This window comes from Ligilactobacillus acidipiscis DSM 15836 (genome assembly GCF_001435755.1).
Lineage (GTDB): Bacteria > Bacillota > Bacilli > Lactobacillales > Lactobacillaceae > Ligilactobacillus > Ligilactobacillus acidipiscis.
The window spans coordinates 1-12,068 of record NZ_AZFI01000047.1; the positions used below are offsets into that span (position 1 = coordinate 1).

Annotated in this window: 4 protein-coding genes and 7 tRNA genes; all 11 read left to right on the top strand. The window is 42.9% G+C overall.

Features of this window, described 5'->3' with window-relative positions:
- The first annotated feature begins 9 nt into the window (after positions 1–9).
- The 11 genes from FC65_RS04955 (at position 10) to rpoC (ending at position 11,980) form a co-directional block, all read left to right on the top strand.
- Positions 10–94 (top strand) — tRNA-Leu (locus tag FC65_RS04955).
- A 7-nt stretch (positions 95–101) separates the two neighbouring features.
- Positions 102–174, top strand: a tRNA-Thr gene (locus FC65_RS04960).
- Positions 175–177: 3 nt separating this feature from the next.
- Positions 178–249 (top strand) — tRNA-Gly (locus FC65_RS04965).
- A 12-nt stretch (positions 250–261) separates the two neighbouring features.
- Positions 262–347: transfer RNA gene (locus tag FC65_RS04970), tRNA-Leu, on the top strand.
- Positions 348–434: 87 nt separating this feature from the next.
- Positions 435–508: transfer RNA gene (locus FC65_RS04975), tRNA-Arg, on the top strand.
- Positions 509–516: 8 nt separating this feature from the next.
- A tRNA-Pro gene (locus FC65_RS04980) sits at positions 517–590 on the top strand.
- An 82-nt stretch (positions 591–672) separates the two neighbouring features.
- Positions 673–746, top strand: a tRNA-Pro gene (locus tag FC65_RS04985).
- A 586-nt stretch (positions 747–1,332) separates the two neighbouring features.
- The gene (locus FC65_RS04990; RefSeq protein WP_056971784.1) at positions 1,333–1,800 is read left to right on the top strand and encodes a CtsR family transcriptional regulator; all 468 of its coding nucleotides are present in this window, start codon (positions 1,333–1,335) and stop codon (positions 1,798–1,800) included.
- A gap of 102 nt (positions 1,801–1,902) precedes the next feature.
- A complete protein-coding gene (locus FC65_RS04995; RefSeq protein ID WP_056971785.1) occupies positions 1,903–4,374 on the top strand; it encodes an ATP-dependent Clp protease ATP-binding subunit in 2,472 nt (823 codons plus the stop codon).
- A gap of 307 nt (positions 4,375–4,681) precedes the next feature.
- Positions 4,682–8,275: a DNA-directed RNA polymerase subunit beta gene (rpoB, locus tag FC65_RS05000; protein ID WP_156408573.1), complete on the top strand. Its 3,594-nt coding sequence runs from the start codon at positions 4,682–4,684 to the stop codon at positions 8,273–8,275.
- Between the two features lie 39 nt (positions 8,276–8,314).
- Positions 8,315–11,980, top strand: coding sequence for a DNA-directed RNA polymerase subunit beta' (rpoC, locus tag FC65_RS05005; RefSeq protein ID WP_056971787.1), 3,666 nt, complete (start codon positions 8,315–8,317; stop codon positions 11,978–11,980).
- Positions 11,981–12,068 lie beyond the last annotated feature (88 nt).

Below are 12,068 nucleotides of genomic sequence, written 5' to 3' on the forward strand. Positions count from 1 at the left end.
GCTTTTTTTGCGGGTGTGGCGGAATTGGCAGACGCGCTAGATTTAGGTTCTAGTGTTTTTTAACGTGGGGGTTCGAATCCCTTCACCCGCACCATTTTAATGCCGACTTAGCTCAGTTGGTAGAGCATCTGATTTGTAATCAGAGGGTCGGGCGTTCGAATCGTCTAGTCGGCATATGCGGAAGTAGTTCAGTGGTAGAACATCACCTTGCCATGGTGGGGGTCGCGGGTTCGAATCCCGTCTTCCGCTTGTCAAAATACTGCCGGGGTGGCGGAACAGGCAGACGCACAGGACTTAAAATCCTGCGGTGAGTGATCACCGTACCGGTTCGATTCCGGTCCTCGGCATTTTGATTTTTTTATTTTTTATGCACCCATAGCGCAATTGGATAGAGTGNGGAATTTTCAGTGAATTAAATTATAATAGACTTATATGCACCCATAGCGCAATTGGATAGAGTGTCTGACTACGAATCAGAAGGTTGTAGGTTCGACTCCTACTGGGTGCATTTTTTATCGGGAAGTAGCTCAGCTTGGTAGAGCACCTGGTTTGGGACCAGGGGGTCGCAGGTTCGAATCCTGTCTTCCCGATCACTACAATATATCAAAGATAGCTTTATGACAGAGTAATTTGTTATTGAAGTTGTCTTTTGTGTTATTTGCATATGTTCAACGGGAAGTAGCTCAGTTTGGTAGAGCGCCACGTTCGGGACGTGGAGGTCGCAGGTTCGAATCCTGTTTTCCCGATAACTTTGAAGGCAGACGTTTTTGACGCCTGTCTTTTTTGTGGCCTAATTTTTGAGAACAGCGAGCAAGGATCTTATTTTGTGCGTTTTAGTTGCAATTTTTTGAACTATGGCCATAATAGAGCATCTGATCAATGTTTTATAGTGAACGATTTGCAGCTGCGGCATGTAATGGATAGCTGTAAGGGACTGAAACATCAAAATGTTAGATAAAGTACCTTGGTTTATGCGCTGAGCGGATCGTATTTTGATAAGTCCTAGGAGTAAGAAAATAAAAACATCAGCGTTAGTGGGGTTAAGAAAAAACGGCCCAAGAAAGACCGTCGTCAAAAGAATGAAAGCTATCACTAGAGATAAATATAACAAATAAGTTAGCTTTGTTTCCAGGGGGTACTCGCTTTGAGCGGTGATAGTTCAAATAACTCAAAGAAAATGCTTGCGGACAGATCATTATAAGGAGTACAATTTGTCAACGTGATTTAAAAGATATTTAAACAAATATGGCATTATCTTTGCAATTTGACCATGTTTCCATATATAATAATAGTCAATATTAGTCAAAGTTGGATAATAAGGAATGTGGTTTAATGCAAAATCGCAACATATCCGATATTATTGAGAAGTATCTCAAAAGTATTTTAGCCGATTCGCAAAAAATAGAGATCAAGCGTTCTGAGATCGCGGAGCAATTTGATGTTGTTCCTTCTCAAATCAACTATGTTATCAAAACGAGGTTTACGATCCAAAATGGATATTTAGTTGAGAGTAAACGCGGTGGCGGCGGATACATTCGGATCGCAAAAGTCAATTTGATCGACGACACCGATGTTTTGGACCAACTGATCGATCTTATCGGAGAAAGTATTACTTCTGGTAAAGCTTTGCAGATCATACAAAGTCTTTACGAGGATAAGTTTTTGACACAAAAAGAAGCAAACCTAGTATTAGCGACCATGGATCGGACGACTCTAGATTTTGCCGATAAACGTTTGGAAAACGTGGTCCGTGCACGGATCTTAGTTAGTGTTTTAAATCGCTTAAGGTGTGCAGATTGATTTGTGTCTTGTGACCGTAAAATAGCTTAGGTAAAGAAGTCTTCTTTTTTAAAGAAAAGAATTTTTGCTTTAAAAAACCTGACTATATAAGGGGGACTTGAAATGAATGAATCATATACTCCTAGTGCTAAAAGAGTTTTAGAACTCGCACAAGTCAATGCAAATGGCTTTAGGCATCAGGCCATCGGTACGGAACACTTGTTGCTGGCCCTCGTTTCTGAAGAACAGGGGATCGCCCATAAAGTTCTGGCACAATTCGTGATCACGCCCACTGATATCAAGGAAGAAATTGAACGCTTGACAGGTTATGGCACTTTGAAAAGACAAGCACCAGACAATTACTTGCCATATTCACCTAAAGCAAAGAAAATCTTGACTCGTGCCGTTGCTCAAGCAGAATTGTTAAATTCCGAAAAGATCGGGACAGAGCATATTTTATTGGCTTTACTTGAAGATGACGATATTTTGTCATCACGGATCTTGGATAGCTTAAATATCGACATTAAACGGATCAGACAAACAGTTTTCAGACAGTTGGGGATCAGCCAGACTCAAGTTCGCAGAAATGCGAAGAAAAAAGACAAGGTCGAAGGAACACCTACCTTGGATGGTTTGGCTCGTAACCTAAATGAAATGGCTGAAAATGGTCAGATCGATCCTGTTATCGGCCGACAAAAAGAGGTCACCCGTGTGATCCAGATTTTAAGCCGACGGACTAAAAATAACCCAGTTTTACTGGGGGAGCCAGGTGTTGGTAAAACGGCTATTGCTGAAGGCTTTGCCCAAGAAATCATTAATGATAATGTGCCGGTAGAGCTTACCAACAAACGGGTCATGATGCTCGATATGGGCTCATTAGTTGCTGGAACTAAGTATCGTGGTGAGTTTGAAGATCGACTGAAAAAAATTTTGGATGAAGTTTACCATGACGGCAATGTCATCTTGTTTATCGATGAAATGCATACCTTGATCGGTGCCGGCGGTGCTGAAGGTGCGATCGATGCTTCTAATATCTTGAAACCTGCCTTAGCTCGTGGTGAAATGCAAGTCATTGGAGCCACGACTTTGGATGAATATCAGAAATATGTTGAATCAGACGCTGCTTTGGAGAGACGATTTGCAACGATCATTGTTGATGAACCAACTCCAGAAGAAACAGTTGATATTTTAAAAGGCTTGCGTCCGAAGTATGAAAAGCATCACCAGTTGAAATTATCTGATGAAGCTTTGCAGGCCGCAGTTAAGATGAGTGATCGCTATATTACTAACCGTTTCTTGCCGGATAAAGCCATCGATTTGATGGATGAATCTGCTGCTCGAGTTCATATTGCAGCATCTGGCGGCCAACAAAAACTAGCTCGGGCCTCGCATAAGTTAAAAGATGCCAAGGCCGCTAAAGAACAAGCTTTAGTTGATGAAGAATTCGAGGATGCTGCAAAGTACCGTAAACAGGAATTAAAGTGGAAAGAAAAGCTGGCTAAGTTAGAGGCACAAGAAGAAGGACAAGACGGTCATTACATTAAGGAAGTTGGCGAGGAAGATGTTGCTAACGTTGTTTCTGAGTGGACCGGTGTTCCGGTTACTCAGTTAACTAAGAGTGAAAGTGATCGGTTAGTCAATCTGGAAAATATCTTGCACAAACGTGTCATCGGTCAAAATGAAGCAATTGCTGCTATTTCTAAGGCCATTAGGCGTGCTCGCAGCGGCTTAGGCGACCCGACTCGTCCGATCGGTTCGTTTATGTTCTTGGGACCGACTGGTGTCGGTAAGACTGAACTGGCTAAGGCGTTGGCCGAGGCAATGTTTGGTGATGAAGACAATATGGTCCGGATCGATATGAGTGAATACATGGAGAAATATTCAACCAGTCGTCTGATTGGTGCTCCTCCGGGCTATGTTGGCTATGATGAGGGTGGACAGCTTTCTGAAAAGGTCAGAAATAAGCCGTATTCAGTTGTTTTACTCGATGAAGTTGAAAAAGCTCACCCTGATGTTTTCAACATCTTGCTGCAAGTTTTAGATGATGGTTTCTTAACAGATTCCAAGGGACGCAAGGTCGACTTTAGAAATACGATCATCATCATGACATCTAACTTAGGCGCCACTGATATCCGTGATAAAAAGGAAGTTGGTTTTGGTGCCAAGGCCACTACTGATGAATATCAGGCAATGTCTGATAAGATCAAGGATCGTTTGAAACAATCTTTCAGACCGGAATTCTTGAACCGAATCGACGAGGTTGTTATTTTCCATTCCTTGGATAAACAACAATTGCATGAAATTGTCAAGTTGATGACCCATGACGTGATCGAACGGATCAAGGAGCAAAATATCAAGCTCAAGATCACACCAGCAGCCATTGACGTTGTTGCTAAGGCAGGATTTGATCCAGAGTATGGTGCGCGTCCGATCAGAAGAGCTGTTCAAAGTGAAATTGAAGACCGATTAAGTGAGTCTTTGCTAGAAGGCAAGATCACGCCGGGGTCAACTGTAACGATCGGTGCTCAAAAGGGCAAGATCTCTTTGAAGGTCAAAGAACAAGAAACAAAAGAACCTGTCACCCAAAGCAAATAGCTTTTGTTCCGGTGATTGACCCTTTGGATCTCAACAGCTTTTAGAGTATTTAGGCTTGACAAAGTTGAAATACTTGGTATAATTAACAATTGCAAAAACTGTGAATTTAGCTATCGGCTGTGATATATTGTCCATGGTTGATAGAGAAATAGCAAAAATAGTGATGTCCATTTTTAGCGACGATCTGTTTTTGCTTTTTTTTGCTTAAAATCACGAAATTTTTTGCATTAGTTGAATTTGTAAAGAAAATGTAACATTAGTCTTTTCAGTTTAGTCAGATACTGAATTCACAGAAATATTTTGAGAGGTGAACAATTTGGCAGGACACTTGGTAAAATACGGCAAAAACCGTGTGCGTAGAAGTTATTCCCGCATTAAGGAAGTTCTTGATCTGCCTAACTTGGTTGAGATCCAAACTAATTCTTATAAATGGTTCTTAGATGAAGGTTTACGGGAAATGTTTGAAGACATTATGCCAATCGATGACTTCCAGGGTAAGCTTTCCATGGAATTTGTCGATTATCAACTTTTAGAACCAAAGTATACCGTTGATGAGGCACGTGAACATGATGCTAACTATTCTGCACCACTGCACGTTACTTTGCGTTTGATCAACCATGAAACAGATGAAATCAAATCACAAGACGTGTTCTTCGGTGATTTTCCTTTAATGACTAGGGAAGGAACATTTATTATCAATGGGGCAGAACGTGTTATCGTTTCACAATTAGTTCGTTCCCCTGGTGTGTATTTTAATTCTGAGCTGGATAAGAATGGCCGGACCAACTATGGGACTACAGTCATTCCTAACCGTGGTGCTTGGTTGGAATATGAAACAGACGCTAAGAATATCTCATATGTTCGGATCGACCGGACACGTAAGATCCCGATGACTGAACTGATCCGTGCTTTAGGTTATGGTTCTGACAGTGAGATCTTGGATATGATGGGCGAAACAGATAGTTTAATGTTCACCTTAGAAAAAGACGTGCATAAGAATCCTGAAGATTCTCGAGTTGAAGAATCACTGAAGGATATCTATGAACGGCTGCGTCCTGGTGAACCTAAGACGGCTGATTCTTCCAGAAGTTTGTTAACTGCACGTTTCTTTGATCCTAAACGTTATGACCTAGCTGCTGTTGGTCGTTATAAGATCAATAAAAAATTAGACTTGAAGACTCGTTTACTGAACTCAGTAGTTGCTGAAACCTTGGCTGACCCTGATACGGGTGAGATCATCGTCAACAAAGACGAAACGATCGATAAACGAGTAATGGACAAATTAGCACCTTACTTGAAACGCGATGACTTTAAGATGGTCACTTTCCAACCTTCTGATGATGGTGTAGTTCAAGAACCAATGAAATTGCAGATCATTAAGGTTTATTCGAAAAATGACCCAGAACGTGTCGTTAATATTATGGGTAATGGTAATGTTGATTTGAAATACAAGCATATTACTCCAGCCGACATCATCGCTTCCATGAACTACTTCTTCAACTTGCAAGAAGGCTACGGTTCAACTGATGATATCGATCACTTGGGTAACCGACGGATCCGTTCTGTTGGTGAATTATTGCAAAATCAGTTCCGGATCGGTTTATCCCGGATGGAGCGTGTTGTTCGTGAAAGAATGTCGATCCAAGATACTTCCACAGTGACACCGCAACAATTGATCAATATTCGTCCAGTTGTGGCTTCGATCAAAGAATTCTTTGGTAGTTCACAGCTGTCACAGTTCATGGACCAGACTAACCCATTGGGTGAATTAACGCATAAGCGTCGTTTATCTGCCTTGGGACCTGGTGGTTTGACTCGTGATCGTGCCGGATATGAAGTTCGTGACGTTCACTATACTCACTATGGCCGGATGTGCCCGATCGAAACTCCTGAAGGTCCTAACATTGGACTGATCAACAGTTTGGCATCGTACGCCCGTGTTAATAAGTATGGTTTCGTTGAAACTCCGTACCGTCGTGTATCTTGGGATACGCATAAAGTTACCCAAAAGATCGACTACTTGGCTGCTGACGAAGAAGATCCATACGTAGTTGCTCAGGCTAACACTCCGTTGAACGATGATGGTTCATTTGTCAATGACATCGTTATGGCCCGTAAAGAAGAAGAAAACATGGAAATCAGCATCGATAAGGTCGATTACATGGATGTTTCTCCTAAGCAGGTTGTTGCAGTTGCTACGGCATGTATTCCTTTCTTGGAAAACGATGACTCTAACCGTGCTTTGATGGGTGCCAACATGCAGCGTCAGGCTGTGCCGTTGCTGCAGCCGCATTCTCCGTTAGTCGGAACTGGTATTGAATACAAGGCTGCTCATGATTCTGGTGATGCTTTGATCGCCGATCATGATGGGGTAGTTGAATATGTTGATGCTAAAGAGATCCGTGTTCGTCTAGAAGACGGTTCGCTCGACAAATATAAATTAATGAAATTCCGCCGTTCAAATGGTGGTAAAAACTATAACCAAACTTCGATCGTCCATGTTGGTGAAGAGGTCGAGGCAGATTCTGTCTTAGCCGATGGTCCTTCGATGGAACAAGGGGAATTAGCTTTGGGACAAAACCCATTGATTGCCTTTATGACTTGGGATGGCTATAACTTTGAAGATGCGATCGCTATTAGTGAACGCTTAGTTAAAGATGATGTCTACACTTCGATCCATATTGAACAACATGAATCTGAAGCACGTGACACCAAACTCGGACCTGAAGAAATCACTCGTGAGATCCCGAACGTCGGTGAAGATGCTTTGAAAGATCTTGATGAATTTGGGATCGTCCGCATTGGTGCTGAAGTGCAAGACGGTGACATTTTGGTTGGTAAGGTTACTCCTAAGGGTGTGACTGAATTATCAGCTGAAGAACGTTTGCTGCATGCTATCTTCGGTGAAAAAGCCCGTGAAGTTCGTGATACTTCACTCCATGTTCCTCATGGTGGTGGCGGTATCGTTCAAGATGTCAAGATCTTTACTCGTCAAAACGGCGATGAACTCTCGCCTGGTGTTAACCAAATGGTCCGCGTTTATATCGCTCAGAAGCGTAAACTTCAAGTTGGTGATAAGATGGCCGGACGTCATGGTAACAAGGGTACTGTTTCCGTTGTTATCCCAGAAGAAGATATGCCATTCATGCCTGATGGAACACCGATCGACATTATGTTGTCGCCAATGGGTGTTCCTTCCCGGATGAATATTGGTCAGGTTTTGGACTTGCACTTGGGAATGGCTGCCCGTAAGTTAGGTATCCATGTTGCTTCACCTGTTTTTGATGGTGCAACTGACGATGACATTTGGGCTGCTTTGAAAGAAGCCGGCTTGCCTAACGATGGTAAGAGCATCTTGTACGATGGCCGGACAGGTGAACCGTTTGATAATCGGATCGCCGTTGGTGTTATGTACTACATGAAGTTAGCTCATATGGTCGACGATAAGATCCATGCTCGTTCAATTGGACCATATTCACTAGTTACGCAACAACCATTAGGTGGTAAAGCACAGTTTGGTGGGCAGCGTTTCGGTGAAATGGAAGTTTGGGCTTTGGAAGCTTACGGTGCTGCTTATACACTGCAAGAAATCTTGACCTACAAGTCTGATGACGTCACCGGACGTGTCCGGACTTATGAAGCCATCGTCAAAGGTGAACCGATCCCTCAACCAGGAGTACCGGAATCATTCCGCGTACTTGTTAAGGAATTACAAGCTCTGGGCTTAGACATGAAAGTGCTCGATAGCGACAAGCAAGAAATCGAATTACGTGAAATGGACGACGATGATGATGAAGTCGTCAACGTAGACGCTTTGAGCAAGTATGCTAAAGAACAAGCTGATAAAAAGGCTGAAGAGGCACAAGAAAGTAAAGATTCAGAGACTGAACAAAAATCTTAAGAACAATAAATTCAACATTAAAAAAGGGAGGTCGGTCCTTTGATCGATGTCAACAAATTCGATAGTATGCAGATCGGTTTGGCTTCGTCTGATAAGATCAGAAGCTGGTCATATGGGGAAGTTAAAAAACCAGAAACTATCAACTATCGGACTCTGAAACCTGAAAAAGACGGTTTGTTTGATGAACGTATTTTTGGACCCACAAAAGACTGGGAATGTGCTTGTGGGAAATATAAGCGGATTCGTTATAAGGGGATCGTTTGTGATCGTTGCGGCGTCGAAGTTACTCGTTCTAAAGTACGACGTGAACGGATGGGCCACATCGAGCTTGCTGCTCCTGTAACTCACATTTGGTACTTTAAAGGGATCCCTAGCCGGATGGGTCTTGTCTTAGACATGAGCCCTCGTGCTTTGGAAGAAATTATCTATTTTGCTTCATACGTTGTAACAGAACCTGGTGACACTCCGCTTGAGAAAAAGCAGTTGATGACTGAACGTGAGTATCGTGAGAAACGTGAAGAATACGGTAATGGCTTTAAGGCTGACATGGGTGCCGAAGCAATTCGGACACTGTTAAAAGACGTTGACCTTGAAAAAGAATGTGCAGAGTTAAAAGATGAATTACGTGAGGCTACTGGTCAGAAACGTACTCGTGCTGTTCGTCGTTTGGATATCTTGGAAGCCTTCTTGAACTCTGGCAATGAACCAGAGTGGATGGTCATGGAAGCAATCCCAGTCATCCCGCCGGATCTACGGCCAATGGTTCAGTTGGAAGGCGGACGTTTCGCCACATCCGACCTGAATGACCTTTATCGTCGTGTGATCAACCGGAACAATCGTTTGAAACGTTTGTTGGACTTAAATGCTCCTGGCATTATTGTTCAAAATGAAAAACGGATGTTGCAAGAAGCTGTCGATGCCTTGATCGATAATGGCCGTCGGGGTCGTCCGGTGGCTGGTCCTGGTAATCGTCCATTGAAGTCACTTTCACATATGCTGAAAGGTAAGCAAGGACGTTTCCGTCAGAACTTGTTAGGTAAGCGTGTCGATTATTCTGGTCGTTCCGTTATTGATGTTGGTCCTAAATTACGTTTGAATCAAATGGGTATTCCGCATGAAATGGCTTTGGAACTGTTCAAACCATTCATGATGAAAGAATTGGTCAAACGCGAAATGGCTTCAAACATCAAGAATGCTAAGCGTAAGATCGATCGTCGTGATGAAGATATCTGGGATGTTTTGGAAGATGTTATCAAAGAACATCCGGTTTTGTTGAACCGTGCCCCTACATTGCACCGTTTAGGTATCCAGGCTTTCGAACCAGTTTTGGTCGATGGTAAAGCGATGCGTTTGCATCCTTTAGCTTGTGAAGCCTACAATGCCGACTTTGACGGTGACCAGATGGCTATTCACGTTCCTTTGTCCGATGAAGCTCAGGCTGAAGCTCGTTTGTTAATGCTTGCTGCTCACCATATCTTGGCACCAAAAGATGGGAAACCTATCATTTCACCATCACAGGATATGACGATCGGTAACTATTACATTACGATCGAAGGATCCAAGCGTGAAGGCGAAGGGATGATCTTCAAGGATGTTAACGAAGTCAGGACTGCATATCAGAACAACTATGTTCATTTGCATACTCGGATCGGTTTACAGGCATCATCCTTGGCACAAAAAGGGACACCATTCACTGACTGGCAAAAAGAACGGATCTTAGTCACCAGTGTTGGTAAGGCGTTCTTTAACGAGATCTTACCTGCTGATTTCATTTACTTGAATGAACCAACTGAAGATAACTTGATCGATCAGACACCAGACAAGTATTTCTTAGAACCAGGTCAAGACATCCATGAATATTTGCGTGATGCAGAATTGGTCAAGCCTTTCAAATCTGGCTTCTTGTCAGATATCATTGCCCAAGTCTATCAAGACTACAAGGTAACTGAAACTTCTGAATTACTTGACCGGATGAAAGATCTTGGTTATGCAGAATCTACTAAGTCTGGTTTGACAGTCGGTGTTTCTGATGTGACTGACTTGAAAGAGAAACCTGCTATCATTGAAAAAGCCCATAAAGACGTGGCTACTGTTGGTAAACAGTTCCGTCGTGGTTTGATCACTGATGACGAACGTTATAACCGAGTTATCTCGATTTGGAACAAGGCTAAAGACGACATCCAAGAAAAGCTGGTTGCTAACATGGATCCGTCTAACCCTATCCAAATGATGAGTGATTCCGGTGCCCGTGGTAATATCTCTAACTTTACTCAGTTAGCTGGAATGCGTGGCTTGATGGCTTCTCCTTCTGGTAAAACAATGGAGTTGCCAGTTATTTCAAACTTCCGTGAAGGTCTTTCCGTTTTGGAAATGTTTATTTCTTCTCACGGTGCTCGTAAGGGTATGACTGATACGGCTTTGAAGACTGCTAACTCTGGTTACTTGACTCGTCGTTTAGTCGATGTTGCTCAGGACGTTATTATCCGTGAAGATGATTGCGGTACTGATCGCGGCTTAGATGTTACTGCTATCCGCGAAGGCAATGAAATGATCGAACCGTTATATGACCGGATCTTAGGCCGCTTTACTATGAAGACTGTTTATGATCCGCAAACGGGGGATGTTATCGTCCCTGGTGACACATTCATCAATGAAGAACTTGCACAAAAGATCATCGATGCAGGTGTTGAACTTGTTACGATCAGAACTGCTTTCACATGTAATACACGTCACGGTGTTTGTCGTAAATGTTACGGACGTAACTTAGCGACAGGAGATCCTGTTGAAGTCGGTGAAGCTGTTGGTACAGTTGCTGCTCAGTCTATCGGTGAGCCAGGTACTCAGTTGACTATGCGTACTTTCCATACCGGTGGTGTTGCCGGCGGTGATATTACTCAAGGTCTTCCTCGTGTGCAAGAATTGTTTGAAGCACGTAATCCTAAAGGTCGTGCTGTGATCACCGAAGTTACTGGTGTGATCGATTCGATCGAGGAAAATCCGGCTGACCGGACTAAGGAAGTTACAGTCAAGGGTGAAACAGATACAAGAACTTACAGTTTACCGTTTACTGCTGTTTTACGTGTTGCTGAAGGTGATCAGATCCACCGCGGTGACCCATTGACAGTTGGTTCGATCGATCCTAAGGAATTGATCAAAGTTCGTGATGTTTTGTCAACCGAAAACTATATCTTGGCTGAAGTTCAAAAAGTTTACCGTATGCAAGGTGTTGATATCTCCGATAAGCATATCGAAGTTATGACACGGCAGATGTTACAGAAGGTTCGTGTCATGGACCCAGGTGACACTGACTTATTGCCAGGAAACTTGATGGATATTAGGGACTTCTCTGCTCGTAACGTTAAAACACTGATCAATGGCGGTATCCCAGCCACTTCACGTCCTGTTTTACTTGGTATTACGAAAGCTGCTTTGGAAACAAATAGTTTCTTGTCAGCTGCTTCCTTCCAGGAAACAACACGTGTCTTGACTGATGCTGCTATCCGCGGTAAGAATGACCCATTGGTAGGTTTGAAGGAAAATGTTATCATTGGTAAGATCATTCCTGCTGGTACTGGTATGGCTAGATACCGTAACATTGAACCAGAAGAAAAAAGTAGTGTTTCCGACAGCGTTTATTCGATTTCAGATGTTGCTAAGAAATTAAACATCGAAGAAAATAATGAATTGCCATCGGATCATCAATAAAAGCTGAGTATGACTTGGCTAAAAAAGAGTTCTAGACTTTGGGCTAGAGCTCTTTTTTTAGGGTGCGCCCGGCATGGGCAGTAACTAG

What these genes read in the sequence shown, in the direction of transcription:
- FC65_RS04990 (WP_056971784.1), top strand. Translation starts at nt 1,333, where the DNA reads ATGCAAAATCGCAACATATCCGATATTATTGAGAAGTATCTCAAAAGT.
- FC65_RS04995 (WP_056971785.1), top strand. Translation starts at nt 1,903, where the DNA reads ATGAATGAATCATATACTCCTAGTGCTAAAAGAGTTTTAGAACTCGCA.